Origin of the sequence: Bradyrhizobium sp. C-145 (assembly GCF_023375135.1) — a bacterium.
Lineage (GTDB): Bacteria > Pseudomonadota > Alphaproteobacteria > Rhizobiales > Xanthobacteraceae > Bradyrhizobium > Bradyrhizobium zhanjiangense.
The window spans coordinates 3,573,015-3,599,655 of the sequence record NZ_CP088150.1 but is presented as its reverse complement, the minus strand read 5'-3'; the positions used below and the strand labels follow the sequence as shown (position 1 = coordinate 3,599,655).

General features: G+C 64.7%; 25 protein-coding genes. 11 read left to right on the top strand and 14 right to left on the bottom strand.

The annotated features are described in order from the left end of the window. Positions 1 to 223 precede the first annotated feature (223 nt). The gene (locus LRP30_RS16530; RefSeq protein ID WP_249761043.1) at positions 224 to 706 is read left to right on the top strand and encodes a (2Fe-2S)-binding protein; all 483 of its coding nucleotides are present in this window, start codon (positions 224 to 226) and stop codon (positions 704 to 706) included. After that, on the top strand, positions 706 to 4,242 hold the full coding sequence (locus tag LRP30_RS16525; protein WP_249761042.1) for a molybdopterin cofactor-binding domain-containing protein: 3,537 nt from the start codon (positions 706 to 708) through the stop codon (positions 4,240 to 4,242). The genes LRP30_RS16530 and LRP30_RS16525 overlap by 1 nt, the downstream gene beginning before the upstream one ends. Here the strand turns inward: LRP30_RS16525 and LRP30_RS16520 are convergent. After that, positions 4,239 to 5,207 carry a catechol 2,3-dioxygenase gene (locus LRP30_RS16520; RefSeq protein WP_128934459.1) on the bottom strand — a complete coding sequence of 323 codons (969 nt, stop codon included), beginning with the start codon at positions 5,205 to 5,207 and terminating at the stop codon, positions 4,239 to 4,241. The two genes, LRP30_RS16525 and LRP30_RS16520, sit on opposite strands and share 4 nt — an antisense overlap. A gap of 403 nt (positions 5,208 to 5,610) precedes the next feature. On the opposite strand from LRP30_RS16520, the gene LRP30_RS16515 reads away from it, so the two are divergent. Together LRP30_RS16515 and LRP30_RS16510 are read left to right on the top strand one after the other, a co-directional pair. Further along, positions 5,611 to 7,350, top strand: coding sequence for a DUF87 domain-containing protein (locus LRP30_RS16515; RefSeq protein ID WP_164939471.1), 1,740 nt, complete (start codon positions 5,611 to 5,613; stop codon positions 7,348 to 7,350). Between the two features lie 327 nt (positions 7,351 to 7,677). Then, positions 7,678 to 8,175, top strand: a complete 498-nt coding sequence (locus tag LRP30_RS16510) for an MgtC/SapB family protein (protein WP_249761041.1) — start codon at positions 7,678 to 7,680, stop codon at positions 8,173 to 8,175. Positions 8,176 to 8,209: 34 nt separating this feature from the next. On the opposite strand, the gene LRP30_RS16505 is transcribed toward LRP30_RS16510, so the two are convergent. The 3 genes from LRP30_RS16505 to LRP30_RS16495 form a co-directional block, all read right to left on the bottom strand. Then, positions 8,210 to 8,377 (bottom strand): hypothetical protein, encoded by a 168-nt coding sequence (locus LRP30_RS16505; RefSeq protein ID WP_164934456.1) that lies wholly within the window; start codon positions 8,375 to 8,377, stop codon positions 8,210 to 8,212. A 238-nt stretch (positions 8,378 to 8,615) separates the two neighbouring features. Continuing rightward, complete coding sequence (locus tag LRP30_RS16500; RefSeq protein ID WP_164934455.1) at positions 8,616 to 8,759, bottom strand: hypothetical protein; 144 nt, start codon at positions 8,757 to 8,759, stop codon at positions 8,616 to 8,618. Positions 8,760 to 8,902: 143 nt separating this feature from the next. Next, positions 8,903 to 9,526 (bottom strand): ParB-like protein, encoded by a 624-nt coding sequence (locus tag LRP30_RS16495; protein ID WP_249761040.1) that lies wholly within the window; start codon positions 9,524 to 9,526, stop codon positions 8,903 to 8,905. A 312-nt stretch (positions 9,527 to 9,838) separates the two neighbouring features. On the opposite strand from LRP30_RS16495, the gene LRP30_RS16490 reads away from it, so the two are divergent. The 6 genes from LRP30_RS16490 (at position 9,839) to LRP30_RS16465 (ending at position 14,605) form a co-directional block, all read left to right on the top strand. After that, positions 9,839 to 10,177, top strand: a complete 339-nt coding sequence (locus LRP30_RS16490; RefSeq protein WP_091888663.1) for a hypothetical protein — start codon at positions 9,839 to 9,841, stop codon at positions 10,175 to 10,177. Positions 10,178 to 10,398: 221 nt separating this feature from the next. Further along, positions 10,399 to 10,686, top strand: a complete 288-nt coding sequence (locus LRP30_RS16485) for an acyl carrier protein (protein WP_007592476.1) — start codon at positions 10,399 to 10,401, stop codon at positions 10,684 to 10,686. A gap of 10 nt (positions 10,687 to 10,696) precedes the next feature. Beyond that, positions 10,697 to 11,167, top strand: a complete 471-nt coding sequence (locus LRP30_RS16480) for a 3-hydroxyacyl-ACP dehydratase FabZ family protein (RefSeq protein ID WP_091888665.1) — start codon at positions 10,697 to 10,699, stop codon at positions 11,165 to 11,167. Next, positions 11,164 to 12,369: a beta-ketoacyl-ACP synthase gene (locus LRP30_RS16475; protein WP_128938558.1), complete on the top strand. Its 1,206-nt coding sequence runs from the start codon at positions 11,164 to 11,166 to the stop codon at positions 12,367 to 12,369. Before LRP30_RS16480 ends, LRP30_RS16475 begins: the two co-directional genes overlap by 4 nt. Before the next feature lie 17 nt (positions 12,370 to 12,386). Further along, positions 12,387 to 13,664: a beta-ketoacyl-ACP synthase gene (locus tag LRP30_RS16470; RefSeq protein ID WP_249761039.1), complete on the top strand. Its 1,278-nt coding sequence runs from the start codon at positions 12,387 to 12,389 to the stop codon at positions 13,662 to 13,664. Positions 13,665 to 13,672: 8 nt separating this feature from the next. Next, positions 13,673 to 14,605, top strand: coding sequence for a lipid A biosynthesis lauroyl acyltransferase (locus LRP30_RS16465; RefSeq protein WP_249761038.1), 933 nt, complete (start codon positions 13,673 to 13,675; stop codon positions 14,603 to 14,605). A gap of 102 nt (positions 14,606 to 14,707) precedes the next feature. On the opposite strand, the gene LRP30_RS16460 is transcribed toward LRP30_RS16465, so the two are convergent. The 8 genes from LRP30_RS16460 to LRP30_RS16425 form a co-directional block, all read right to left on the bottom strand. Next, on the bottom strand, positions 14,708 to 15,820 hold the full coding sequence (locus LRP30_RS16460; RefSeq protein WP_128938556.1) for a polyamine ABC transporter substrate-binding protein: 1,113 nt from the start codon (positions 15,818 to 15,820) through the stop codon (positions 14,708 to 14,710). A gap of 7 nt (positions 15,821 to 15,827) precedes the next feature. Further along, complete coding sequence (locus LRP30_RS16455) at positions 15,828 to 17,006, bottom strand: aminotransferase (RefSeq protein ID WP_128945601.1); 1,179 nt, start codon at positions 17,004 to 17,006, stop codon at positions 15,828 to 15,830. 8 nt (positions 17,007 to 17,014) lie between these two features. Beyond that, complete coding sequence (locus LRP30_RS16450) at positions 17,015 to 17,341, bottom strand: rhodanese-like domain-containing protein (RefSeq protein WP_026202463.1); 327 nt, start codon at positions 17,339 to 17,341, stop codon at positions 17,015 to 17,017. Between the two features lie 344 nt (positions 17,342 to 17,685). After that, positions 17,686 to 19,614 (bottom strand): potassium transporter Kup, encoded by a 1,929-nt coding sequence (locus LRP30_RS16445; RefSeq protein ID WP_249761037.1) that lies wholly within the window; start codon positions 19,612 to 19,614, stop codon positions 17,686 to 17,688. Positions 19,615 to 19,753: 139 nt separating this feature from the next. Beyond that, positions 19,754 to 21,652, bottom strand: coding sequence for a potassium transporter Kup (locus LRP30_RS16440; RefSeq protein ID WP_164934454.1), 1,899 nt, complete (start codon positions 21,650 to 21,652; stop codon positions 19,754 to 19,756). Between the two features lie 172 nt (positions 21,653 to 21,824). Next, entirely contained in the window at positions 21,825 to 22,655 is an 831-nt protein-coding gene (locus LRP30_RS16435; protein WP_091888688.1) for a flagellar motor protein MotB, read from the bottom strand. A 23-nt stretch (positions 22,656 to 22,678) separates the two neighbouring features. After that, a complete protein-coding gene (locus LRP30_RS16430; protein WP_018645542.1) occupies positions 22,679 to 23,452 on the bottom strand; it encodes a MotA/TolQ/ExbB proton channel family protein in 774 nt (257 codons plus the stop codon). A 202-nt stretch (positions 23,453 to 23,654) separates the two neighbouring features. After that, entirely contained in the window at positions 23,655 to 24,479 is an 825-nt protein-coding gene (locus LRP30_RS16425; RefSeq protein WP_249761036.1) for an SDR family NAD(P)-dependent oxidoreductase, read from the bottom strand. A gap of 100 nt (positions 24,480 to 24,579) precedes the next feature. Between LRP30_RS16425 and LRP30_RS16420 the strand changes: the two genes are divergently transcribed. Then, complete coding sequence (locus tag LRP30_RS16420; RefSeq protein ID WP_091888691.1) at positions 24,580 to 24,873, top strand: hypothetical protein; 294 nt, start codon at positions 24,580 to 24,582, stop codon at positions 24,871 to 24,873. A 17-nt stretch (positions 24,874 to 24,890) separates the two neighbouring features. Here the strand turns inward: LRP30_RS16420 and LRP30_RS16415 are convergent, their stop codons facing one another. Together LRP30_RS16415 and LRP30_RS16410 are read right to left on the bottom strand one after the other, a co-directional pair. Next, entirely contained in the window at positions 24,891 to 25,610 is a 720-nt protein-coding gene (locus tag LRP30_RS16415) for an RraA family protein (protein ID WP_249761035.1), read from the bottom strand. A gap of 122 nt (positions 25,611 to 25,732) precedes the next feature. Next, positions 25,733 to 26,614: a phosphatidylcholine/phosphatidylserine synthase gene (locus LRP30_RS16410; RefSeq protein ID WP_249761034.1), complete on the bottom strand. Its 882-nt coding sequence runs from the start codon at positions 26,612 to 26,614 to the stop codon at positions 25,733 to 25,735. Between the last annotated feature and the right edge of the window lie 27 nt (positions 26,615 to 26,641).

Below are 26,641 nucleotides of genomic sequence, written 5' to 3'. Positions count from 1 at the left end.
GGTTATCATTCGTATACGAACGATGTTGCGCGCGGTCCCGATAGCTGTCAAGCGGCGGTGCATCGCAAAAGATGCGCCTGCCGCATAAAACCTCATATGCCTATCCGCTCTGTCCACAAAGAAGGCAGTCGCGCTGCAGTGCGGCATGACGGCTTGCACGTTTGTGTACAAACGGTATCGTCACGACTTACAAATCGCGCGCTGACAGGGCTTGGGAACGAGGATGACGCAGACACCGATCCGCCTCACCGTGAACGGCAGGATCCACGAGGTCACTGCGGCGCGGGACACGCCTCTGCTCTATGTGCTGCGCAACGACCTCGCACTCAACGGGCCGAAATATGGCTGCGGTCTCGGTGAATGCGGCACCTGTACTGTCCTGATCGATGGGGCCGCGGCGCGGTCCTGCGTGATTCCCGTGAGCGGCTGCGCCGGCCGCGACATCGTGACGCTCGAAGGCCTCGGTACGCGCGACAAGCCTGATGTCGTGCAACAAGCCTTCATCGACGAGCAGGCCGCGCAATGCGGCTACTGTCTCAACGGCATGATCATGACCACCAAAGCGCTGCTCGCGATCAATCCGCAGCCGACCGAACAGGAGGCGCTGGCGGCGCTGCGCTACAATCTCTGCCGCTGCGGCACGCATGTCGAAATCCTGCGCGCCGTGATGCGCGCCTCCGGCCAGCTCACCGAGGCCGTTGATTGATGGCCTCCCCGCATCCGAACGGAGCTGAGCGGCCATCCGGTTCGCTCGTCGTCATCAGCACCGTGGACGAGGTCACGACCGAGACCTATGTCCGCATCACCGCGGACGGCGCGGTCACGGCCTATAACGGCCATGTCGATCTCGGCACCGGCATCCGCACTGCGCTGGGCCAGATCGTCGCCGAGGAGCTGGATGTGTCCTTTGCGCGCGTCGTCGTCGTGCTCGGCGATACCGCATTGGTGCCGAACCAGGGCGCGACGATCGCGAGCGAGACGATCCAGATCACGGCCGTGCCGTTGCGCAAGGCCGCAGCCCAGGCGCGGCACTTCTTGATCGCACGCGCGGCCGAGCGGCTCGAGCTGCCGGCGGCCGACCTTAGGATCGACGACGGTCTCGTCCGGGGGACCGACAATCGCAGCGTCAGCTATGGCGAGCTGATCGGCGACGAGACGATCAGCCTCGAGCTTGCCGACGACGTCACGGTCAAGGCGGCCAGCGATTATGCCATCGTCGGCCAGTCGATGCCGCGGGTCGACGTGCCGGCCAAGGCTACGGGCGAGCTGACTTTCGTGCACGACGTCCGCTTGCCCGGCATGCTGCATGGCCGCGTGGTGCGTCCGCCCTATGCCGGCGTCGATGCCGGCTCGTTCGTCGGCACCAGCCTGATCGCCGTCGATGAGGCGTCGGTGCGCGATATTCCCGGCCTGGTGGCCGTGGTGCGCATCGGCGATTTCGTCGGAATCGTCGCCGAGCGCGAGGAGAATGCGATCCGTGCGGCAGAGCGGCTCAAGGTGAGCTGGAAGCCGACGCCCGCGCTGACCGATCTCGCCGATGTCGAGACCGCGTTGCGCGCCAATCCATCGACGCCGCGCACGCTGATCGACAAGGGCGACGTCGATGCGGCAATATCAGGCGCGGCCAAGCCGATGCAGCGCACTTATGTCTGGCCGTATCAGATGCACGCCTCGATCGGCCCGTCCTGTGCGGTCGCCGACTTCCAGGACGGCAATATCCGCGTCTGGTCCGGGACGCAGAACCCGCATGTGCTGCGCAGCGACCTTGCACTCCTCCTCGAGCGTCCCGAGAGCGAGATCGAGGTGATCAGGCTGGAGGCCGCCGGCTGCTACGGCCGCAACTGCGCCGATGACGTCACGGCGGACGCCCTGCTGCTGTCGCGCGCGGTCGGCCGCCCCGTGCGCGTGCAATTGACGCGCGAGCAGGAGCACGCCTGGGAACCCAAGGGCACCGCGCAGCTGATTGACGTCAATGGCGGCCTCGACGCCGACGGCGACGTCGCTGCCTACGATCTCGCCACGCGCTATCCCTCGAACGCCGCGCCGACGCTGGCGCTGCTGCTGACGGGGCGGATCTCGCCCGAGCCTGCCGTGCTCCAGATGGGCGATCGCACCGCGATCCCGCCTTACGACTACGACAACATGCGTGTCGTCGCCCACGACATGCCGCCGATCGTGCGCGCGTCCTGGTTCCGCGGCGTCTCGGCGCTACCGAACACCTTTGCGCATGAATCCTACATCGACGAGGCCGCGACCGAGGCTGGCGTCGACCCGATCGAGTATCGCCTGCGCTACCTGAAGGACCAGCGCGCCATCGATCTCGTCAATGCGGTCGCCGAGCGCGCTGGCTGGACGCCGCGACCGGTCCGCGAGGAGAAAGACGGCGAGGTCGTGCACGGGCGTGGCTTTGCCTATGCGCTCTATGTCCACAGCAAGTTCCCCGGCTATGGCGCGGCGTGGTCGGCCTGGGTCGCCGACGTCGCGGTGAACAAGACCACCGGCGACGTCAGCGTCACGCGCGTGATCGCCGGGCAGGATTCCGGCCTGATGATCAATCCGGACGGCGTGCGCCACCAGATCCACGGCAACGTCATCCAGTCCACCAGCCGCGCGCTGATGGAGGAGGTCTCGTTCGAGCGCGGCGCGGTGGCGGCGCGCGAATGGGGCGCCTATCCGATCATCCCCTTCCCCGACGTGCCCAAGATCGACGTGCTGATGCTGCCGCGTCAGAACCAGCCGCCGCTCGGCGTCGGCGAGTCCGCCTCGGTGCCGAGCGCGGCGGCGATTGCGAATGCGATCTTCGATGCCACCGGCGTGCGCTTTCGCGAGCCGCCATTCACGCCGGAGCGCATTCTCAGGGGATTGCACGGCGATGCAGCGGCCACGCCGCAGGCCCTGCCCGCGCCCGCCACCCCGCCGCCGCCGCCATCACGCATCTGGCAGAATCCGTTCGCCAAACGCGCCGGCATCTTCGCGACAATCGCGGCCGTCTGCACCGCCGCAATCGGCGTCGGCGCAGCGCTGCTCCCGGCGCGCGCGATCGCGCCCATCGCGCGGCCCGACGCGTCGATCTATTCCGCAGCGACGATCGCCCGCGGCCAGCAGCTTGCAGCGCTCGGCAACTGCGCGGAGTGCCATACCGCGGTTCGAGGTGCGCTCAATGCCGGTGGCCGTGCGCTGCAAACGCCGTTCGGCACGATCTACTCGACCAACATCACGCCCGACGTCGAGACCGGCATCGGCGCCTGGTCCTACCCCGCCTTCGAGCGCGCGATGCGCGATGGGCTGCATCGCGACGGACGGCAGCTCTATCCCGCCTTCCCCTACACGCATTTTTCGAGGACCAGCGAAGCCGACCTGCAGGCGCTCTATGCCTACCTGGTGGCACAGCCTGCGGTGCGCGCGACACAGCCTGCGAACACGCTCGCCTTCCCTTTCAATCTTCGGCCGCTGCTCGCGGGATGGAACGCGCTGTTTCATGAGGCGGATGAATTCAAGCCCGATCCCGTGAAGTCGGAGCTTTGGAATCGCGGCGCCTATCTGGTCGAAAGCCTCGGCCATTGCAGCGCCTGCCATTCGCCGCGCAATGCGCTCGGTGCCGAGCAGCGCGGGGCCTATCTCGCCGGCGGCTTTGCCGAGGGCTGGGAAGCTCCGGCCCTGACCTCGCTCTCCCGCGCACCGATCCCGTGGAGCGAGGACGAGCTGTTCGCGTATTTGCGCACCGGCCATTCCCGCTATCATGGCGTCGCGGCCGGCCCTATGGCGCCGATCGTCCGGGACCTCAAGGCCCTGCCCGACCAGGACATCCGCGCGATGGCGGTCTATCTCAATTCGTTCAATGACACCGCGAGCGACCGACAAACGCAAGACGCGCTCGCAACGAAACTCGAGAACGCGACGCAAGTCACCGTGGCCGCTTCCACCGGCGCGCGGCTCTATCAGGGCGCCTGCGCCGTCTGCCACGAGGTCGGCGGCCTGCCGCTGTTCGGCACCAGGCCCCCGCTCGCGCTCAACAGCAATCTGCACAGCGCAACCGCGGACAATCTGGTGCAGATCATCCTGTACGGCATCACCGAACCCGTCTCCAGCGATCTCGGCTACATGCCCGCCTTCAAGGGCAGCATGAGCGACGCGCAGGTCGAGGAGCTCGTCACCTTCCTGCGCAAGCAGTTCGCGCCGGACAAGCCGGCGTGGTCCGGCGTGCGCGAGACGATCGCGCGCGCACGCGCATCCGCAAATTAGCCGTGCTTCTTGATCTCCACCGGCGGCGTACCATGCGTATGGAAGGACTCGATCGTCTTCAGGCCCCAGGCCTGGCCCTTCTTGCGCTCCTCCTCGGTCCACACGATCGGCTTCCAGTCCGGCGCGAGGATGAGACGCGCGCCGGCATTGGCGACCTCGACGCGGTTGCCACCGGGCTCGTAGACATAGAGGAAGAAGGTCTGCTGGATCGCGTGCTTGTGCGGGCCGGTCTCGATATGCACGCCGTTCTCCAGGAAGATATCTGCCGCGCGAAGAATCTCCTCGCGGCTGTCGAGCGCGTAGGTGACGTGGTGGAAACGGCCTGGCGTGCCTGAATGATCGAGTGAATAGGCGAAGTCGTAGCTCTTGTTCGACATCGTCAGCCACATCGCGGCTTCACGGCCGTCGTTGAGCACGATCTGCTCGGTGAGACGGCAGCCGAGATAATTCTCGAAGAACTCGCGGTTGGCCTTGATATCGACCGCGAGGCAGTTGAGATGGTCGAGCCGGCGGACGTTGACGCCGCGCGCCGGAAAACGCTGGGCCTGATTCTTCAGTGCGGGCTTCAGCTCCGGCGGCGCCTGATACCATTCGGTCTCGTAATAGAGCTCGACGATGTGGCCATCAGGATCGCGGCAGCGGAAGGTCGGCCCCTGTCCCATGTCGCCGTCGATCCAGCCGATGTCGAAACCGGAGCCCTTCAGCGCGGCGACGCGGCGCTCCAGCGCCTGCTGGCTGCGCGCGCGTAGCGCCATGTGCTCCATGCCCGACGTCTTCGACGCCGTGAGCTTGAGCGAATAGCGCTCGTAATCGTCCCAGCCGCGCAAGTAGACCGACTCGCGCTTCTGCCCGCTGACGGTCATGCCCATGACATCGACGAAGAACTTCAGGCTTTCGTCAGGCTTGGGCGTCAAGAGCTCCATGTGGCCGAGATGGGCGAGATCGAGGATCGGTTCGGGCTGCATGGTTTCCTCCAAACGTGGCCGCCAAGCGTGGCTGCGATCCGCGGCGCGCCGGACGCAAATGGCGCGCAGCCTATTTGTACTAATGTACAAATGATTAGGTCTCGTCAACAAATCTGAGTCGAACCGGATGACCCGACGTGCAGGATGACAATTGTTCCCCGCGCGTCGCGCCTGATGCCCGAATGGTAAAATATTCCCTAAGACCGCCGCGCCACCCCAACGGACTTAGAAATTGCAGCATTTTTCCCGACGATTCCGCCCATAACTATGTATTGGCGACACGGCTCCCGACCGAATTACGGCGGATTTAACGAAGCGGCCGCGCCTGCGGCTTAACCGTTTGTGCAGCGACGGCCACGCATAGTCCGGATCAAATCCCTTGCTCTTGCCAGGTTCATTGATCGTGACATCCTTTGGACGCGTGATTTCGGTTCGCGGATCGCTCGCCCGGGTCGGGCTTCTGGCGGAAGGCCGGATGCCGATCTCGGAGGTTCGGGCGACCGTCGGCCGTTTCGTCAGTATACGCTGCGCCAGCTCGGTCATCGTCGCGATGATCACCGAGGTCTCCTGCGAAAACCTATCGAGCACCGACAATTACATCGCGATCGCCTCGGTCGACCTGCTCGGCGAGATCCTCAATGCCGCCGACAAGGCCAAATTCCAGCGCGGCGTGACCAACTATCCGACCATCGGCGATGCCGTTGACCTGATCACGAGCCAGGAGCTGCGCACGATCTACGCGCCGACCGGGTCGGACCAGATCAATGTCGGCTTCCTCCAGCAGGACCGCTCGGTCGTCGCCTATGTCGACGTCGAGGAAATGCTGTCCAAGCACTTCGCGGTGCTTGGATCGACCGGCGTCGGCAAATCGACCGGCGTCTCGCTCCTGCTCAACGAGATCCTGAAGGCGCGCCCGAACCTGCGCATCTTCCTGCTCGACGTGCACAACGAATATGGCCGCTGCTTCGGCGATCGCGCGCTGGTGCTCAACCCACGAAACCTGAAGCTGCCGTTCTGGCTGTTCAACTTCGAGGAAATCGTCGACGTGCTGTTCGGCGGTCGCGCCGGCGTGCCCGAGGAGCTCGACATCCTCGCCGAGGTGATCCCGCTCGCCAAGGGCGTCTACACCCAGTACCAGAACGCCGACCGCATCGGTCTCAAGCGCATCGATCCCAAGCAGATCGGCTACACCGTCGACACGCCGGTGCCCTATCGCCTGGTCGACCTGCTGTCGCTGATCGACGAGCGCATGGGCAAGCTCGAGAACCGCTCGTCGCGCATCATCTATCATAAGCTGATCTCGCGCATCGAGGCCGTCCGCAACGACCCGCGCTACGCCTTCATGTTCGACAACGCCAATGTCGGCGGCGACACCATGGCGGAGGTGATCAGCCATTTGTTCCGCCTGCCGGCCAACGGCAAGCCGATGACGGTGATGCAGCTCGCCGGCTTCCCGGCCGAGGTCATCGACTCCGTCGTCTCGGTGCTGTGCCGGATGGCCTTTGATTTCGGCCTGTGGAGCGACGGCGTCTCGCCGCTGCTGTTCGTCTGCGAGGAAGCGCATCGCTACGCCTCCGCTGACCGCAACATCGGCTTCGGCCCGACCCGCAAGGCGGTGTCGCGCATCGCCAAGGAGGGCCGCAAATACGGCGTCTATCTCGGCCTCATCACGCAGCGCCCCGCAGAGCTCGACGCCACCATCATCTCCCAGTGCAACACGCTGTTCACGATGCGTCTTGCCAACGACCGCGACCAGGCGCTGCTCCGCGCCGCCGTGTCGGACGCGGCCGCGAACCTTTTGTCCTTCGTGCCCTCGCTCGGCACCCGCGAGGTGCTGGCGTTTGGCGAAGGCGTCGCGCTGCCGACGCGGCTGCGTTTCAAGGAGGTGCCGCCGCATCAATTGCCGCGCGGCGAAGCCACCATCTCGAGCGTGCCCTCGGTCACCTCCGGTCACGACATGCATTTCGTCAGCGCCGTGCTCGAACGCTGGCGCGGCGCCACCTCGCAGCGCGACGTGCCGAACGATCCGGTGTTCGCGGCACCGCCTGCCAAGACGATGTCCAGCCTCGAAGCCCCGATGCTGCAACCCTCGATGGGCCTCGACCCCGACCGCTTCTCGCTGCTGAAGAAGCCGTTGCGGTAAGGTCGCGCTCGCGCTTCAAGCACACTGTCATGCCCCGCGACCCGGCTACGCCAAGGCTTCGCCGGGGTTGTGGTCTAGAGGCGTCGAAGCTTTAGCGTAGGCGGCAGGCGGGCATCCAGTACGCCGCAGCTTCTCGGTTCAATCACGCCGGCCTCTGGAATACTGGATCGCCCGAGGTCGGGCGATGACAGCCAGGATGTGGCACGTTGAGACGGCAGCCCGCATCGATTATGTTTGCCGGCCCAAGCCGCGCTGTCGTACCGGCTGGCGAATTTCACGGGCATGCGACCGAACGGCGACGACTGCCGAAGAAGTGATCGACAGGCTATGACCGAACTCGACTGGCCCGAAATCCTGCTGCGTCTCGGCAGCGCCACGCTCGCCGGCGGCGCGATCGGCCTGAACCGCGATCTGCAAGGTAAGCCGATCGGACTTAAGACGCTCGGCATCGTCGGGCTCTCCACCGCGGCCGTCGTGCTGCTCGCCGTCGAGTTCGCCGAGCCCGGCAGGATCAACGATGCGGCAAGTCGGGTGATCCAGGGCATCCTGACGGGGATCGGCTTCCTCGGTGCCGGCGTCATTGTCCACGAGAGCAAAGGCTTTCGCGTGAGCGGCCTGACCAGTGCGGCCTGCACGTTCCTTGCCGCCTGCCTCGGCATTATCTGCGGCGCCGGACAATGGAAGATCGTCGCAGCCGCTCTGGCGCTCGCCTTCGTTCTGCTGACGGTCGGCCGCCGCGTAGAAAGCTGGCTGCACCGGATCCTCGGTGGCAAGGACGAGTCGCACGAAGCGGCCTCAGAGCAGGGGCCTGAACGCAGCGCTTAGGCGGCTCCGGCTAACCTCGCGCTCTCCGCGCCGATCAGGTCTTGCGTCGCAGGCTCCAGAGACTCCCGGCGAGCAGGACGGCGGTCACGAGCAGGATGGCGACGAAGGTCTGGATGATGGTGAAGTTCAGCGCATCCCGCGCGACGAATAGCGCGGTGATGGCTCCGGCGACAACAAACAGAATGCGAAGGATCAGGCTCATCGCCGCGTCTCCGGGTCGGCATGATCCGGAGCCCACTAGCCTTGCGCATTGGACACAATGCGTGTTCGCCCCTCATGCATCGTGACCCTAGCGGCCTGCGCCAGACAGGATTTGCGACATATCAAGGACCTTCGCGCCATCAGGCACCTGAGAACCCACGGATGCAGCTCTCCGGCGCGCAAGGCCCGAACTGATCGCGCGACCGATGCGTTGCGTGCGGCTGCGAAGCGCTATGCCGCTAGTGCTTTGCCATCAACTCGAGTGCCGGAGCAAAGCGCTCGGCGAACGTCAATGTCTTGGCGTGGTGAACTGCGGCAAACGAGGCCGAAACCCCTGCTGACGCGAGGGCGAGCAAGGCAACAGCGAAAAACAGACGGCGCATTCCTGCCTCCTGTGTGAGCCCGATTGCCCCAAAAGATGGGACGGCTCTGTTTCAGGAGCGCTTCATGCGGACGGAAAATGATTTCGCTCAAGAGGCTGTGATGGGGTCCGGATTGCGGTACCGCATGCGGTACAGATGCGCGCCTAATCATCGTCCGCCGGCCCGCACCAGCCGGGCAAATAGATCGCATCCTTGCTTCTAGCCGAGGACAGGGCCCTCTCGAGCGCCTTGTCGAAATCGGCATCGATCACCTTGCGCGAGAGTTTTCGGCGCAGATAGTCGGCCCACAGAAATTCGGAGAACGGCGTCGTATCCTTGGCGAAGCCGCCGATGCGGCGGAGCTCGCCGGCGAGGCTGCGGAACGGGTCATCCTTGAGGTCGGCCACCGATTTCGGCAGGTCGCGGAACGGCCGCCTTTCGCCCTTGGCGTCGTAGGGATAGACCCAGCGCTTGTTGTCCATGACGCCCCAGAAGGCCTCGCGCTCGACCATTCTGAGGTCGCCAACGATGGTCACCAGCACGTCCTTGACGCCCTCGTCATGCAGCGCGCGGCCGAGATGATGATGGTCGATCACGTAATAGCGCAGGTCCGGACCGTAGACGACGGGGATCATGTGCTTGCCGAGCAGGTCGGCCTGCTTCTTGCTGTCGCGCTGGCGCCAGCGCTTGCGCTTCTCCTTGACCTCACGCATGCCGACCGTCATCTGCGTCGGCCGAAGCGACAGGATCGGGACCGGATGCACTCTCGGCTCGCGCGTATTGGTCATAGTCGAACGGTCCCTTCATGGTTGCAAATGGGTGGAAACAGGTTCCCTGGACTATGCCATGGTCCGTGGGGAGGCAAAATGCGTCGGGCTGCAGGCGGAGATCACAAGCCGATGTGGACGCGGGCATGAGCCCCGCGGCCGTTGTTGCAACGCAATCCGCGCATTCCTGACCGCGTCGCGGCCGGCTTTTTGACAGCGCCTATGCAGAATAGTGCGAACAGGAAATGCAGCTAGGCGTTGAGAAGATTTTCTGCAACAGGTTCGTCCTGTGTGCTATCTAAAAATCGCTGCTTCGGAGTGATCCCCCGCCCCATGACAACCCAGCGGCCCATAAGCTCAGATGACGAGCACCGGGTGCTCCAGTTCAGGCCGCGCACCTCGCCTTCCCCGGTGGTTCGCCGGGGCAACGGCACCGTGCAGCAATTGCGCGCACCCGAGCCACTCGACCTGACCCGCTACGAGCAGCCCCGCACCGAACCGGACGATTTCCGCCACCGCATGCTCGCCAATATCGCGGCGCTCGCCTTCACCATCGCGCTGACCGCGATCGGGATCTGGCTCGCCGTGAGCATCGCCGACCTGCGCCGGACCCAGGATTGCGTGCTGATGGGCCGCCGCGACTGCGTCAAGATCACGACGCCGCATATCTAGGCCCAGCTCGCCGCCCGTCCCTCGGCGGACGGGCTGTGGCGGGCATCCCCAGCCCTGTCTGCTCGCCTGCCCGGCTCCATTGAACTCAAGGCGGCGCTCCGATATACGGGCTTTCGACCCGGCCAGAGGGGGGTTTGAGGGCGTCATCAGGGGCGCGATGCCCACCCACCGCGCCACTCTGGAAATCTGACAAATACCTGCAATATATCAAAGGCTTAGTGATGTCTTCCACATTCGATCAGGTCGCCACGATCATCGCTGAAACCTGCGACATCCCGCGCGACACGATCACGCCGGATAGTCATGCCATCGATGATCTCGGCATCGACAGCCTCGATTTCCTTGATATCGCCTTCGCGATCGACAAGCAGTTCGGCATCAAGCTGCCGTTGGAAAAGTGGACCCAGGAGGTCAACGACGGCAAGGCGACCACTGAGCAGTATTTCGTGCTGAAGAACCTGTGCGCGCGCATCGACGAGCTCGTCGCGGCCAAGGGCGCGAGCGCCTAAGCGCGCGGCCATGCAACTCGAATACTTTCACATGATCGATCGGATCGTCGACCTCAAGGTCGACGAGAAGACGATCGTTGTCGAAGCCCAAGTCCCGAAGGAGAGCACCGTCTTCGAGGGGCACTTCCCGGGCTATCCCTTGATGCCCGGCGTGCTCCTGATCGAATCGATGGCGCAAGCCTCCGGCTGGCTTCAGCTCGGCGTGTTCAAGTTCGAGCGCATGCCGATCCTGGCCGCCGTGAAGGAGGCCAAGGTCCGCGGTTCGGTCTACCCGGGCGATCTCATGAGCATCGAAGCGAGCCTTACCCATGAAGGCTCGGGCTATGCCATGACCGAAGCCAAGATCAGGGTCGGCGGCAAGCTACGCGCAAACTCGGCACTCACCTTCACGCTGATCCCCTTCCCCAATGCGGATATGCGCGGCTACATGGACGCGTTCGCCAAGCGCATCGGCTTTCCGCAACAGACTGTATCGCCATGACTGAGACTGCTTCGAAGCCCGCCCAGACGGAAGTCTGGATCACCGGCATTGGCCTTGCCACCTCGCTCGGCGAAGGGCTCGACGCCAACTGGGCCGCGCTCCAGGAGAAGCGCATCAATGTCGACGAGAAGGGATTTGCGCCCTACATCGTGCATCCCTTGATGCCGGTCTCTTTCGACAGCCAGATTCCGAAGAAGGGCGACCAGCGGCAGATGGAAGCCTGGCAGCGTATCGGCACCTATGCCGCGGGCCTTGCGCTCGACTCCGCCGGGATCAAGGGCAACAAGGACATCCTGTCGAAGATCGACATGGTGATCGCCGCAGGCGGCGGCGAGCGCGACCTCAACGTCGACACCGGCGTGCTTACGGCCGAGGCCAAGGGCGCCAACGCGTCCGGCTTCCTCAACGAGCGGCTGATGAGCGATCTGCGCCCCACCCTGTTCCTGGCCCAGCTTTCCAACCTGCTCGCCGGCAACATCGCCATCGTTCATGGCCTCGGCGGCACCTCGCGCACCTTCATGGGTGAAGAGGTCGCCGGCGCCGATGCCGCCCGCATTGCGCTCGCGCGCATTGCCTCGGGCGAGAGCGACATCGCGCTCGTCGGCGGCTCGCACAATGGCGAGCGCAAGGACCTGCTGGTTCTCTACGAATTCGGCGACTTCAACCTGAAGGACAAGTTCGCGCCCGTCTGGGCACGCAAGGAGCATCCCGGCTTCGCGCTCGGTTCGGCCGGCGCCTTTCTGGTGCTGGAATCGCGGGCGCATGCAGAGGCGCGCGGCGCCAAGCCGTTCGCGAAGCTGTCGAGCGTCGTTGCCGACCTCGCCCGGCGCAAGCAGGGTGGCGACATGACTGCGACGCTGGAGAAGCTTTGGGAAAAGCTGCCCAAGCGCGCGGGCAAGGGCGCGATCATATCGGGCGCGACCGGCGCCGAGCCCGCGACCTCGGAAGAGCGCAGCTTCCTGAAGAGCCATGCCGATCTCCCGGTGCGCTCGACCGGCACGATGTTCGGCCACACCATGGAAACGCAATTCCCGCTCGGCATTGCCCTCGCCGCACTGTCAATCTCGCGCGGCGCGCTGTTCCCGCCGAATGATTCGACGGGGACCGAGATTGAAATGCTTGGCGCACCCACCCAGATCGTGGTGGTAGGGGCCGGACACTGGCGCGGCGAAGGCATGGCGCTGGTCGAGGCAGTGAGCTAGCTGAAGCGGGGAACGACATGACTGCACCACGCGACAAATTCGGGCGTCCCGTCGTCGTCGTCACCGGCATGGGCATCATGACCTCGCTCGGCGCCGGCAAGGCCGACAATTGGGCGAAGCTGGTCGCCGGCGAATCCGGTATTCGCACCATCACGCGCTTTCCGATCGACGGCCTCAGGACCACGATGGCCGGTACGGTGGATTTCGTCAGCGTCGATCCGTTCTCCTCCACCGCGCTCTCGGAGCGGATGGCCGAGCTGGTGACGGAGGAAGCGCTTGAGCAGGCCGGCATCGGCGCCAAGGCGGATTTCCCGGGTCCTCTCTTCCTCGCGGTTGCACCGGTCGAGGTCGAATGGCCGCAACGTCGCGAACTCGGTCGCGCCGTCGGCCAGCTCGAGATCACCTATGACGATCTGCTGCGCATTTCCGGCGGCGGCAAGTACAGCGCCTACCATCATCGCTTCATGTTCGGGTCTGTCGCCGCGCATCTCGCCGAGACGTTCGGCACCAAGGGCTCGCCGATCTCGCTGTCGACGGCCTGCGCCTCGGGCGCGACCTCGATCCAGCTCGGCGTCGAGGCGATCCGCCGCGGCGAGACAGACGCCGCGCTGTGCGTCGCGACCGACGGCACCGTGAACCCGGAAGCGCTGGTGCGCTTCTCGCTGCTTTCGGCGCTGTCGACCCAGAACGATCCGCCGCAGGCGGCCTCCCGCCCCTTCTCCAAGAACCGCGATGGTTTTGTGATGGCGGAAGGGGCCGGCGCCCTGGTGCTCGAAAGCTACGAGGCGGCGACTGCGCGCGGCGCAAAGATCCTCGGCGTGATCGCCGGCTGCGGCGAGCTCACCGATTCCTTCCATCGCACCCGCTCCTCGCCCGACGGCAAGCCGATCATCGGCTGCATGAACAAGACGCTGGCCGATGCCGGCATGACGCCGGACCAGATCGACCACATCAACGCGCACGGCACCTCGACGCCTGAAAACGACAAGATGGAGTTCAACACGACATCGGCGGTGTTCGGCGAGCTCGCGCAGAAGATTCCAGTCACCTCCAACAAATCGATGGTTGGCCACACGATCTCGGCTGCCGGTGCGGTCGAGGCGATCTTCTCGCTGCTCACGCTCGAGCACCAGCGCATCCCGCCGACGATCAACTACGAGACCCCGGATCCCACGATCCTGTTCAACGTCGTCGGCAACAAGGCGCGCGATGCCCGCGTCACTGCGGTGATGTCGAACTCGTTCGGCTTCGGCGGCCAGAACGCCTCGCTGATCCTGACGCGCGAACCGGCCTGACCGGACGCATGGCGCTGCTGACTGCGAGGACGAAAGCCCGCGCGCGGGAGGCTGCCAAATCGATCGGAGGCAGCCTGATCGGCGCCGCCACGGTCGGCCTGCTGCGCACCACGCGCTATTTCGATCCCGTCAAGACTTCGGACTTTTTCGCACGCGTCGTGAAGCTGATCGGGCCGCGCCTGCGCGAGCATCGCATCGGCCGCGCCAACCTCACTGCGGCATTTCCGGAGAAATCGCCGGAGGAGATCGAACAGATCCTGATGGGCGTCTGGGACAATCTCGGCCGCGTCGGCGCCGAGTTCGCCCATATCGACCACGTCTGGGACTACGATCGCGACCATCCGGAGAAGAGCCGGATCGAGATTCCCCCACGCAGCATCGAGCTGTTCGACCAGATCCGCGACGACGGCAAGCCGGCGCTGATCTTCGCCGCGCATCTCGCCAACTGGGAATTGCCGGCGCTCGCCGCCGTCGCGCATGGGCTGGATACCGCGATCCTCTATCGCCGGCCGAACATCGCCTCTGCCGACCGCATCATCCAGGAGATGCGCCAGGTCAAAATGGGCACGCTGATCCCGGCGGGCCGCGACGCGCCGCTGCGGCTCGCGCAGGCGCTGAAGGACGGCAAGCACGTCGCCATGCTGATCGACCAGTACCTCACCGCCGGCGTCGAGGTCACCTTCTTCGGCCGCAAGACCCGCGCCAACCCGATGCTGGCCCGCCTGCTGCGCCAGATCGAATGCCCGATCCACGGCGTCCGCATCATACGCCTGCCCGGTGGCCGCTTTCGCGGCGAGCTGACCGAGGAGATCAAGCCGGTCCGCGACACTGAGGGCAAGATCGACATCCAGGGTACGACGCAGGCGATCACGAGCGTGGTGGAGAGCTGGGTGCGCGAGCATCCCGAGCAGTGGCTCTGGCTGCACCGGCGGTGGCGGTAGTTGCACCGTCATTGCGAGGAGCGAAGCGACGAAGCAATCCAGAGTGCCCCAGCGGAGAAATTCTGGATTGCTTCGCTTCGCTCGCAATGACGGACGTGCCGCTCAGCGCCCAGTCTTCACCTTGGTCCAGAGCCTATTGATGATCCGCTGGGTCGCCGGCTCGCGCGCCGTGATGACGAACAGTTTTGAGAGCGTCGCCTCGTCCGGATAGATGTTCTTGTCGTTCAGGATCTTCGGATCGACCAGCTTCTGGCTGGCGAGGTTACCGTTAGCGTAGGACAAAAAGTCCGAGTTCTTGGCGGCGACGTCGGGCCGGTAGAGATAGTTGATCAGCGCGTAGGCCTCATTGACGTTCTTGGCATCGGCGGGGATCGCAAGATTGTCGAAAAACATCTGCGCGCCCTCCTTCGGGATCGTGTAGCCGATCTCGATGCCGCTCTTGGCTTCCGCAGCGCGGGCGCGAGCCTGCATGATGTCGCCGGACCAGCCGACCACGAAGCAGATCTCGCCGGTGGCGAGCGCGCTTAAGTATTCGGACGAGTGAAACTTGCGCACGGACGGGCGGACTTTTGCGACGATTTCGGCGGCCTTCTCGAGGTCGGCCTGCTTGGTCGAGTTCGGATCGAGCCCGAGATAGTTCAGCGCCGCCGGAAAGATGTCGTCGGCGGAGTCGAGCATGTGCACGCCGCAGTCTTTGAATTTGGCGAGGTTCTCCGGCTTGAAGACGATGTCCCAGCTGTCGATCTTCGCGTCCGGTCCCAGTATCTGCTTCACCTTGGCGACGTTGTAGCCGATGCCCGTTGTGCCCCACATGTAGTTGGCGGCGTAGACATTGCCGGGATCGTAGGTCGCAAGATGCTTGGTCACCATCGGCCAGGCATTGGCGAGGTTCGGCAGCTTCGACTTGTCGAGCTTCTGGAAGATGTTGGCCTTGATCTGGCGCTGCAGGAAATAGGCGGTGGGCACCACGACGTCGTAGCCGGACTTGCCGGCCATCAGGCGTGTTTCCAGTGTCTCGTTGGCATCGAACGTGTCGTAGACCACCTTGATGCCTGTCTCCTTGGTGAAGGCCTCAAGGACATCCGGCGCCATGTAGTTGGACCAGTTGTAGAAGTTGACGACCCGCTCCTCGGCCTTGGCGGGAGCGGAGAGCAACGTCAGCGCTGCGGCGACTGCGAGACCGAGGCAAAGCCTGGAGCGGCCGACGTTCGTCATCTCAAATCTACCTCTTGCGGCCGCGCACCGCGTCCGACAACCGCTCAAGTGCGGTGTCGAGCGTCTCGTCCTTCTTGGCAAAACAGAAGCGGACCACGGATGTCACCGGGTCCTGCTCGTAGAAGGCCGACACCGGGATCGCCGCGACCTTGTAATCCCTGACGATCCGCCAGCAGAACTCGGTGTCGCTCTCGTTGAGTCCGAGCGGCGACAGGTCGACGGTGAGGAAGTAGGTGCCTTGCGACTTCAGCACGGGGAAGCCGAGGCTTTCGAGGCCCCTTGTCAGACGGTCTCTGCTCCGCGTCAGATCCTTGCGCATCGACAGGAAGTAGTCGTCGGATTTGCCGAGGCCGTAGGCGACGGCGGCCTGCAGGTTCGGCGCGGTGGTGAAGGTCAGGAACTGGTGCACCTTGGCGGCGACGCGCAAGAGCGGCGGCGCGGCGCAAACGAAGCCGATCTTCCAGCCCGTCAGCGAGAAGATCTTGCCGGCCGAGCCGACCTTGATGGTGCGCTCGCGCATGCCGGGGATGGTGATCAGCGGGATGTGCTTGTGCTCGTCGAAAGTGACGTGCTCCCAGACCTCGTCGCAGATCGCGATGACGTCGAACTCCTGGCAGTAGCGCGCCAGCAGCTCGAGGTCCTCGCGCGGATACACCACCGCGGACGGATTCAAGGGGTTGTTGAACAGCACCGCCTTGGTCTTTGAATTGAAGACGCTTTTCAGCATGTCCTCATTCAGCCGCCAGTGCGGCGGCTCGAGTCGCACCAGGCGCGGGATGCCGCCGGCCTGGCGGATGATCGGCAAATAGGAATCATAGACCGGCTGGAAGCAGACCACCTCGTCCCCGGGCTGGACCACCGCGAGGATCGCCGAGGTCAGCGCCTCGGTGCCGCCGGAGGTCACCATCACCTCGCTCATCGGATCGAGCTTGAGCCCGTGCCAATGCCCGTAATGGGTTGCGATCGCCTGGCGCAGCTCCGGCAGGCCCATCATCGAGGGGTACTGGTTGTAGCCGTTCAGCGAGGCGTCGGCCGCGGCGCGGCGGATGTCCTCGGGGCCGGGATCGTCGGGAAAGCCCTGGCCGAGATTGATGGCCGCATTGTCGCGCGCAGCCTGCGACATCGCCTCGAAGATGGTGACGGGAAGGTCGGCGAAGACCTTGTTCAGCGAAGAGCTCTTGGTCATCGGGTGGGTCAGCCACCGACCTTGCTGGGAAGACCGGCCGCCTTCCAGCCCAGCATGCCGCCGGCCAGATGCTTGTCGTAAGGCAGGCCCGCCGCCTGCGCGGCCAGCGAGGCCGTCACCGAGCGCTTGCCCGAGCGGCAGGCGAACACGACGTCCTTGCCTTGGGGATCGGGGATCGCCTTGGGATCGAAGGTCGAGAGCGGAACCACGACGCCGTAGGGATAGGCCTCGGCCTCGACCTCGTTCGGCTCACGGACGTCGACAAGCAGATAGCGCCCTTCCGCGACACCCTTGGAGACCTCGTCCGGGGTCAGATCCTGTACCTGATTTGCCACATCATCCTCCAACGTCGCAGGCATATGCCGGGGCGCCCCCGGCCGGCGGGCAACCTCGCCTCTCGGGACGCGAAAATCAAGCGCTACAAAGGCTTGAGCCACGCGGCGCAAGTTAAAGCTAAATCGCAGCGACTTGAAGTGCGGGTTTCGGAATGAAGCCCGGAGGTCCCGTCTTGGTCCTACCTAAGCTGTGATCTCTATCATCAAACTCGGTGTCATTCCCCGCGAAAGCGGGGAATCCAGTACGCCGCGGCCTCGCGGTCTCGCACTGTCTCTGGAATACTGGATCGCCCGCCTTCGCGGGCGATGACAGCCGTGGAGGCGGACGGAGCGCCGGCTTGACGCTAGATCGTCACCTGGGTGCCGACCTCGACTACGCGGCCTGAGGGGATCTGGAAATAGTCGGTGGCATCATTCGCCGAGCGGCTCAGCGAGATGAACAGCCGGTCCTGCCAGCGCGGCATGCCGGAATGCGCCGCGGGCTTCAGCGCCCTCCGCGACAGGAAGAACGAGGTCGACATGATGTCGAACTGCCAGCCGAGCTTGCGCGCGATCGCCAGCGCCTTCGGCACGTTGGGCGATTCCATGAAGCCGAACTTCAGCGTCACCTTGGAGAAGGTCGGTGAGATCTGCTCCAGTCTCACGCGCTCGGCCGGGTCGATCCGCGGGGTCTGCGCGGTCTCGATGGTGAGAATGACGTTCTTCTCGTGCAGCACCTTGTAGTGCTTCAGACTATGCATCAGTGCGGTCGGCGCGCTGAGCGGGTCCGAGGTCAGGAACACGGCGGTGCCGGGCACGCGCTGGGGCGGCCGCTTCTCCAGCATTGCCACGAGGTCGGCGAGCGGGAACTCGAGCTTGCGCGACTTATCGAACAGCAGCCGGCTGCCGCGCCGCCACGTATACATCAGGATGATCATGAGCGCGCCGAGCGCCAGCGGCACCCAGCCGCCTTCGAAGACCTTGAGCAAGTTCGCGGCGAGGAAGGTCAGGTCGAGGAACAGGAACGGCACAATCAGGGCGGCGGCCGCGACCGGCGACCACCGCCAGACCTTCCAGATCACGACAAAGCCCATCATCGCGGTGACCACCATGGTGCCGGTGACGGAGATGCCGTAGGCCGACGCCAGCGCGCTGGAGGAGCGGAACAGCAGCACAAGCAGCACCACCGCTACCAGCAGCAACTGGTTGATGCGCGGGATGAAGATCTGGCCGGAATGGGCTTCCGACGTATGGCGAATTTCGAAGCGTGGCAGCAGCCCGAGCTGGATCGCCTGGCGCGTCAGCGAATAGGCGCCGGTGATCACCGCCTGGCTCGCGATCACGGTCGCCATGGTGGCCAGCACGACCATGCTGCCGCGGAAAAAGCCTTGCGGAAACAGCTGGAAGAACGGGCTGACGATCGCGCCGGGATCGCCGAGCACGAGAGCGCCCTGCCCCAGATAATTCAGCGCCAGCGATGGCAGCACGATCGACAGCCAGGCGGTCTGGATCGGCCGCTTGCCGAAATGACCAAGGTCGGCATAGAGCGCCTCGGCGCCGGTCACAGCCAGAAACACTGCACCCAGCGTGATGAAGCCGATGATGCCATGGTGCAGCATGAATGACACGGCGTAGAGGGGATTCAACGCGAGCAGCACTTGCGGCTGCTGGATAATCGGATGGATCGCCGCCGCCGCGAGGACTGCGAACCAGACGCACATGATCGGCCCGAAGAAGGCCGCAACGCGCGCCGTGCCGCGTGACTGCACGGCGAACAGACAAACCAGGATCACGACGGTCAGCGGAACGATGTAAGGCTCGAACGTCAAGGTGACGTCCTTCATGCCTTCGATCGCCGACAGCACCGAGAGCGCCGGTGTGATCACGGCATCGCCGTAGAACAGGGCGCCGGAGATGATGCCGAGCAGGACAATGGTCGCCCCGCCCGTGCCGACCGCGCGCTGGGCCAGTGCCATCAGCGCGAGCGTGCCGCCCTCGCCATTGTTGTCGGCGCGGAGCAGGATCACGACGTATTTGAGCGTCACCACCACGATGAGCGCCCACAGGATCAGCGAGAGCACGCCGAGCACCGCCGCAGGCGTCGGCACCCCCTCCACGCCCGAGGCGGCCATCACCGCCTCGCGGAATGCGTAGAGCGGGCTCGTGCCGATATCGCCATAGACGACGCCGATGCTGCCAAGCGTCAGCGCACCGAAGCCGGCTGTGGTGTGGGCGTCGCCATGCCCGTTGGCCGCCGCCGTCTCCGGGGCGGGAACTGCTACGTCACTGGTCATGGGAGAGCCCGATGGCCTCAAAATGCTTCACTGCACAACGGCGGAAGAGCGCGCGGGCTTATAGTCCTGCGCTGCTGGCATAGCCTAGCCCGATTCTGGGCCCTTACCATGCAAATTAGCATAGGTCCGCCAATTGCGGTCAAATGGTGACTTGGGTGCCGACTTCAACCACCCGCCCAGTGGGAATCTGGAAATAGTCGGTAGCGTCATTGGCGGACCGGCTCAGCGCAATGAAGAGATGGTCCTGCCAGAGCGGCATGCCCGATTGCGCCGAGGCCTTCAGCGACCGCCGCGACACGAAGAACGACGTCGACATGATGTCGAACTGCCACCCCTGCTTGCGCGCGATCGCGAGCGCCTTGGGCACGTTCGGCTGCTCCATGAAGCCGAAGCGCAGGCGGACCTTCGAGAATTTGTCGCTGATCTTCTCCATGCGGAACCGCTCCGACAGGTCGACCCGCGGCGTATGCGCGGTCTCGATGGTCAGGATCACGTTGTGCTCGTGCAGCACCTTGTTGTGCTTGAGATTGTGCAACAGCGCGGTCGGGACGAACGAGGGATCGCTGGTCAGGAACACCGCGGTGCCCTTGACGATGTGCGGCGGCCGCTTCTCCAGGCTCCGGATCAGATCGTCCAGCGGCACCTCGATCCGGCGCGTCTTCTGGATCAGGATTCCGGAGCCGCGCCGCCAGGTCCAGATCGTCCCCGCCATGAGCACGCCGAACAGCAGCGGCACCCAGGCGCCTTCGAGCAGCTTGAGCAGGTTGGCGCTGAAGAAGCTCATATCGACCACGACGAAGGGCACGATGACGGCAGCGGCGGTGGCGGCGCGCCAGTTCCACAATTTCCAGATCACGACGAAGCCCATGATGCCGTCGGCGACCATGGTGGTGGAGACCGCGATGCCATAGGCCGAAGCCAGATTGCTGGGGGTGTGGAACAGCAGCACCAGCAGCATCACGCCGATCAGCAGCAACCGGTTCACGCGCGGCAGATAGATCTGGCCAGCGTGAGTCTCGGAGGTGTAGCGAACCTCGAAGCGTGGCAGCAGGCCAAGCTGCACCGCCTGATAGACCAGCGAATAGGCGCCAGTAATCACCGCCTGGCTCGCGATCACTGTGGCGGCGGTCGCAAGCCCGACCAGCGGCAGCACCAGACCTTCAGGCACCATGCGATAGAAGGAATGCTCGATCGCGCTGGGATCGGACAGCACCAACGCGCCCTGCCCGAAATAGTTGATCAAGAGCGCGGGCAGCACGAAGAACATCCAGGCCGATTGGATCGGCTTGCGGCCGAAATGGCCGAGATCGGCATAGAGCGCCTCGCCGCCGGTGACCGCCAGGAACACGGCGCCGAGCGTCACAAGGCCAATCGTGCCGTGCGACAGCAGGAATTGCAGCGCGTAGTAGGGATTGATCGCCGCAAGCACCGAGGGATCGTCGGCGATGTGGACGGCGCCCATCACCGCAAGACAGGTGAACCAGACCACCATCACCGGCCCGAAGGCGGAGGCCACCAGCGCCGTACCTTTGCTCTGGACCGCGAACAGCAGCGCCAGGATGAGAACCGTGAGCGGCACGACATAGTGCTCGAACGCGGGGGTTGCGAGCTTGAGGCCTTCCACCGCCGACAGCACCGAAATCGCCGGCGTGATCATGGAATCGCCGATGAACATGGAGGCGCCGACCACGCCGAGCGCGAGCAGGAACCAGCTCCGCCGCCCCAGCGCGCGCTGGCCGAGCGCCATCAGCGAGAGCGTGCCGCCCTCCCCGTTGTTGTCGGCGCGCAGCAGCAGCAGGACATATTTGGCAGTGACGACAATCAGCAGCGCCCACAGGATCAGCGAGAGTACGCCGAGCACCATGACCCGTGACACCGGCTCGCCATGGGCCGCGCCCCTGACGGCCTCGTGGAATGCGTAGAGCGGCGAGGTGCCGATGTCGCCGAAGACGACGCCGATGCTCCCGAGCGTGAGGGACCAAAAGCCCGCGGTGACCGGCCCTTCCTGGGTCTCAGTCGATGTGATGCTCGCCGTCATGAGGGTGGAAAACGCTTCGTCCCTGAATTTGATCCGGCGCCTTTTGACGCTTCCGGCGCGCCTGTCAATCGGCACCCCACCTTAGCAGGCGCCGAGGCGGATGCTGTGACGACGCGGCCACGCCGTTACCTGCGCGACGACATGCCTCAGGTAAGATGGTAGCGCAAGAGGCTTACGGCTTCAGATTCGGCGGCAGCGGCGGATCTTCGCGCATCAAGGTGATGGTCACCCGCCGGTTGGCTGCGAGCGAGGGATCGTCCGGAAACAGCGGCTGGGTGTCCGCCTTGCCGGAAACAGCAAAGATGTGGGACGGCGGCAGGCCCTCGCGTTCGAGGATCTGGCGCACGGCATTGGCGCGGTCGGCCGACAGATCGAAGGCGCCGTAGTCGCTGCGGACCGGCACGAATCCGGCGGCGGTGTGGCCGGCGATGGAAACGCGCAGCGGCGTCGCCTTGAGCGGGACAGCGAGCTTCTCGACCAGGCGGCGGGTGCGGTCATACGGCACCTTTGAGCCGTCGGCGAACATCGAGCGGCCGTCCTGGTCGACGATCTCCAGATTGAGGCCCTGCTTGGTCTCCTCGAACATGATGTGCTTGGACATCTCGGTCAGTTCCGGCATGTCCTGCAACGCCTGGCGCAGCGAGGCCGCAGCGAGCGCGAAATTGCGGTCGACCTTGATCTTCGCCCCCGAGGTGCGGTCGCGGTCCTCTTGGTCGGGCGTCGGCGTGTTGGAGGCGTCCTCGGGCTGGATGTGGTCGACGTTCTTCAGCCGCGGGCGGGTTGGCAGACCGTCGGACTCGACGATGCCGGCATAGCGCGCTTCGCTCTGCACGCCGAAGGCGTCCCGCATCGATCCGGCGACGATCTTCAGCTTGTTGGCATCCTGGGTCGAGAAAGCGACGAGCATCACGAAGAAGCTCATCATCAGGCCCATCAAGTCGGCGAAGGTCACGAACCAGCCGTGACCGCCGCCGTGGGCATCGCCGCGTTTCTTCTTGGCCATGGCCTAAATCCGGATGCGCGCGATCAGGCCGGCACCGGCTCACCCTCGGCGTGACGATGCTTCTCCGGCAGATAGGCCAGCAGCATTTCACGCACCAAGGTCGGGCTCTTGGAGTCGCGGATCATCAGGATGCCGTCGATGATCAGGGTGCGATTGGTCTCTTCATCGAGCAGCTTGCCGTGCAGCTTGTCGGCGATCGGCAGACAGAACAGGTTCGCGACCAGCGCGCCGTAGAGGGTGGCGAGCAGCGCGGTCGCCATGAACGGGCCGAGCTTGGAGGGATCTGTCATGTTCGCGAACATCTGCACCATGCCGATCAGCGTGCCGATCATGCCGAAGGCCGGGGCGCAGTCGCCGATGGCACGGTAGATCTTGCTGCCCTCGTCGAGGTGCATCAGGAAGTTGTCGCGGTCGCGCTCGAGATTGTCGCGGATGAAATCGAGGTCGTAGCCGTCGGCGACGTAGCGGATGCCCTTGGCGAGGAAGGGCTCGTCGGTCTCGACCTTTTCCAGACCCACCGGGCCTTGCTTGCGGGCGATCTCGGCGATGCGGGCAAGCTCGTCGACGAGGTCGTGGGCCGACAGGCGGCTCATGGTGAAGGCGAATTTGGCGCCGAGCGGAAGGCCATGCAGGAGCGCCGAGAGCGGGAAGCGGATCATGGTGGCGGAGATCGAGCCGCCGAAGATGATGATCATGGCATGTTCGGAGATGAACATGTGGAGATCGCCACCCATGAAGATCATCGCGGTGATGACGATGATGCCGGCCGTGAGCCCAACGCCCGTCATGATATCCATGGGAGACTCCAACGCGTACGCAACAACGGCCGTCCTGGCCGCTGGCGCGGCCCAACCCCGAACCGCAGCGGAAACCCTAGAGCGCCGCCCTTAAAGCCGCGTAAAGGTTAAGTCCGGACAGTTTGGTACGCCGTGCTGCAGGCGCTGCGATGGCCGGCCGGCGGCAGGAATCTCAACACTTCGCTAACCATAACCGGCCGCGCTAAGGCGATAGCCCCGTCAGCTCCAGACTGAGCGCGCGCAGGCGCTTGCGTGCGTCGGCATCGTAGGCCTGCGGATTTGCGCGTGCCTCGTTCATGCCGTTGAAAAACAATCCGCTTCTATCAGCGACGTCGTCGCCCTCGACGAGGTGCAGGATCGCCGTGCCACCTTGCTCCACCGTAGACATCGGCATGATGCCGCCGGCGCGCACCATCGTGGTGTTCATGTAGGTCGCGGGATGCAGCGCGTTCACTGTGATGCCGGTGCCCTTCAATTCCCGCGCCAGATCGATCGTGAACATGATCTGCGCGAGCTTGCTCTGCGCATAGGCGCGCGAGCCACTGTAGCCCCTGGTGATCATGACGTCGTCGAAATCGATCGGGTGCTGTCCGGGCGAGGCGACGTTGACGATGCGCGACGGCGCCGCCGTCTTCAACAATGGCATGACCAGATGGACGAGCAGGAAACCAGCGAGATAGTTCACGGCAAATCGCAGCTCGTGACCGTCGGCACTCACCTGCCGCTGCGGCCCGTCATTCTGCGAGCCAATGCCGGCATTGCTGACCAGGACATCGAGGCGCTGGTGGTCACGCGTCACGGCTTCCGCGAGCGCACGCGTGCCCGACATCGATGACAGGTCCGCCTGGTAGAAAGTCGGCGCGATACCGCCGGCCTTCACGATCTCGTCGCTCAGTATCTTTGCACGCGCCGCGTCGCGGCCATGGATCAGGACCCTCGCACCTTCTTCGGCCAGCCGGCGCGCAACGTAGCGGCCGACGCCGTCGGTCGAGCCGGTGATCAGAACCGTCTTGCCCTTCATCCTCATTGCGCCTCCTCCGGCTGCGGCCCTGCGTCACATCCGTGACGCGCCATCATGCGGTATTCTCTGGCTGTGCGGCATGCTCCATCGCAGGAGCCGATTTGCCATGTTGACGTTGTTCAGTCTTCTCACCGCGCTGCCCGCAGTGTTAGCGCTCCATCTGCTCGAGCCGGAACTGGTACTGCCGGCATTCAGCGTCCTGCTTTTTGTCGAGGCCGGCTTCGCCGTGATCGCGGCGCGCTTGATTCATCTTCCGGACAATGCGGACAACATCACCCTGTGGGATCTTGCCGGCGGCTTCACCCTGATCGGATGCGCCGCCGCGGTATTCGGCGAGCCGGATCAGGCCGCCCTGCTTCTGACGGAACAAGGCGACCCACGGCCGGCATCGCCGCCGTAGGCCGCTTCGTCACGCGTCTAGTGAATCTCCGCCGAACGTTTCAGCGCGGCCTTCAGCTTCTCCAGCGAGAAGTCGGGGCTGCGGGCGATCTCCAGGATCGGCGTCTCGCGGCGGCCGCAGAGCTCGGCGGCCTCGGGCAGCTTTGCCGCGACGTCGAGCGGAATCACGATGGCGCCGTGCTGGTCGGCATGGATCAGATCGTCCGACTTCACGGTCATGCCGGCGACGCGCACCTCACCGCCAAAGCTCTCGGCATGCACCCAGGCATGCGAGGGACGGATCGAGCCAGCGAGCGCCTGGAAACCAGGGGCCCATTGCGGGATGTCGCGGATCGAGCCGTCGGTGATCACGCCGAGACAGCCGAGCGCCTTGTGCACATTGCTCTGCACCTCGCCCCAGAACGCGCCATAGCCGACATCAGGACCGTCGATATCCTGGATCACCGAGATGCGCGGGCCGTAGCCGGTGCCGACATATTCGTAATAGTCGATGCGGCGCTTGGATTGTTCTTCCGCCGGGAGCGAGGATTTCAGCACCGAGCGGATCGCGACCGTGCGGGCATAGCCGACGATCGGCGGCAAATCGGGGAACGGACAGACCAGCTGCTTGGTGGTGTAGCCGATCAGCCGCCGCTCCGGCGCCACGATCTCCATGGCATTGCAGATCGTCGGAGTATCGTAGCGACCCAGCGCTTCGAGGACGGAAGCGGGCAGCGGCCCGGTCGCGGAATTGGTCACAGCGTTATCTCCCAGATTGGCGGCCGCTGTTGGCGCGGTGCCGCCGGCACAGGGCGATATAGCCGAGATCAGGCTTCAACCCAACTCGGCGCGCCTCATGGCAGATATCCGCGTGTGACCGCTCAGTGCAGCCGTCCGGGCCGGTCGTCGTCGTGCGGCGGCTCCGACAAATTCGCCAGCGTTGGTGCCGAAGGCGGTGACGGGACCTCGCCTCCCGCCGGCGCGGTGGTTTCCATCGCACGCGCCTGATCGCGGTAGGATTTGTAGCCGAGCGGCAGGCAGAGCAGATAAAGCACCGTGCCGATCGACAGCACGTGCCAGGGATAGGCGATCAAGATCGCGATGAAGACGATCACTGCGACGAACGCCGGCAGCACCAACTCGGGCGGCACGCGCATGCGCTTGGTCTTGCCGGAGAACACCGGCAGGCGCGACACCATCAGGAACGCGATCAAAAGCGTATAGGCCGCCGTTACCGCCGCGGGCCAGCGCCCGAGATCGAGGAACGCGACATAGATCGGCAGCAGCACGGTGATCGCGCCGGCCGGCGCCGGCACGCCGGTGAAGAAATTGGCGGCGAAGGCCGGCTTGTTGGGATCGTCCATGGTGGCGTTGAAACGCGCCAAGCGCAGGCCGCCAGAGATCGCGAACACCATCGCGGCGATCCAGCCGGCATTGCCGAGCTCGTGCAGCTGCCAGAAATACAGCATCAGGCCGGGCGCCACGCCGAAATTGACGAAATCGGCGAGGCTGTCGAGCTCGGCGCCGAATTTGGACTGGCCCTTGATCATGCGCGCGATGCGGCCGTCGATGCCGTCGAGCGCGGCCGCGAACACGATGGCGTAGACGGCGAGCGACATCCGCCCCTCGATCGACAGCCGGATCGAGGTCAGGCCGGCGCAGATGGCCAGCAGCGTGATAACGTTGGGCACCAGCATCCGCACCGGAATCGGACGGAACCTCCGCCGGCGCGTGTCAGGATCTCTCAAATCGTAGGGCGTCATGGCTCGTCCTCATCTCAGGGCGAGATA

Bases quoted from the DNA above. Each gene is read 5' to 3' on its own strand.
- LRP30_RS16440 (WP_164934454.1), bottom strand. From the start codon at position 21,652: ATGACGGCGAGCATCACATCGACTGAGACCCAGGAAGGGCCGGTCACC.
- LRP30_RS16425 (WP_249761036.1), bottom strand. From the start codon at position 24,479: ATGAGGATGAAGGGCAAGACGGTTCTGATCACCGGCTCGACCGACGGC.
- LRP30_RS16420 (WP_091888691.1), top strand. From the start codon at position 24,580: ATGTTGACGTTGTTCAGTCTTCTCACCGCGCTGCCCGCAGTGTTAGCG.
- LRP30_RS16470 (WP_249761039.1), top strand. From the start codon at position 12,387: ATGACTGCACCACGCGACAAATTCGGGCGTCCCGTCGTCGTCGTCACC.
- LRP30_RS16410 (WP_249761034.1), bottom strand. From the start codon at position 26,614: ATGACGCCCTACGATTTGAGAGATCCTGACACGCGCCGGCGGAGGTTC.
- LRP30_RS16485 (WP_007592476.1), top strand. From the start codon at position 10,399: ATGTCTTCCACATTCGATCAGGTCGCCACGATCATCGCTGAAACCTGC.
- LRP30_RS16495 (WP_249761040.1), bottom strand. From the start codon at position 9,526: ATGACCAATACGCGCGAGCCGAGAGTGCATCCGGTCCCGATCCTGTCG.
- LRP30_RS16455 (WP_128945601.1), bottom strand. From the start codon at position 17,006: ATGACCAAGAGCTCTTCGCTGAACAAGGTCTTCGCCGACCTTCCCGTC.
- LRP30_RS16430 (WP_018645542.1), bottom strand. From the start codon at position 23,452: ATGGATATCATGACGGGCGTTGGGCTCACGGCCGGCATCATCGTCATC.
- LRP30_RS16460 (WP_128938556.1), bottom strand. From the start codon at position 15,820: ATGACGAACGTCGGCCGCTCCAGGCTTTGCCTCGGTCTCGCAGTCGCC.
- LRP30_RS16520 (WP_128934459.1), bottom strand. From the start codon at position 5,207: ATGCAGCCCGAACCGATCCTCGATCTCGCCCATCTCGGCCACATGGAG.
- LRP30_RS16480 (WP_091888665.1), top strand. From the start codon at position 10,697: ATGCAACTCGAATACTTTCACATGATCGATCGGATCGTCGACCTCAAG.
- LRP30_RS16490 (WP_091888663.1), top strand. From the start codon at position 9,839: ATGACAACCCAGCGGCCCATAAGCTCAGATGACGAGCACCGGGTGCTC.
- LRP30_RS16500 (WP_164934455.1), bottom strand. From the start codon at position 8,759: ATGCGCCGTCTGTTTTTCGCTGTTGCCTTGCTCGCCCTCGCGTCAGCA.
- LRP30_RS16445 (WP_249761037.1), bottom strand. From the start codon at position 19,614: ATGACCAGTGACGTAGCAGTTCCCGCCCCGGAGACGGCGGCGGCCAAC.
- LRP30_RS16465 (WP_249761038.1), top strand. From the start codon at position 13,673: ATGGCGCTGCTGACTGCGAGGACGAAAGCCCGCGCGCGGGAGGCTGCC.
- LRP30_RS16530 (WP_249761043.1), top strand. From the start codon at position 224: ATGACGCAGACACCGATCCGCCTCACCGTGAACGGCAGGATCCACGAG.
- LRP30_RS16435 (WP_091888688.1), bottom strand. From the start codon at position 22,655: ATGGCCAAGAAGAAACGCGGCGATGCCCACGGCGGCGGTCACGGCTGG.
- LRP30_RS16475 (WP_128938558.1), top strand. From the start codon at position 11,164: ATGACTGAGACTGCTTCGAAGCCCGCCCAGACGGAAGTCTGGATCACC.
- LRP30_RS16525 (WP_249761042.1), top strand. From the start codon at position 706: ATGGCCTCCCCGCATCCGAACGGAGCTGAGCGGCCATCCGGTTCGCTC.
- LRP30_RS16510 (WP_249761041.1), top strand. From the start codon at position 7,678: ATGACCGAACTCGACTGGCCCGAAATCCTGCTGCGTCTCGGCAGCGCC.
- LRP30_RS16505 (WP_164934456.1), bottom strand. From the start codon at position 8,377: ATGAGCCTGATCCTTCGCATTCTGTTTGTTGTCGCCGGAGCCATCACC.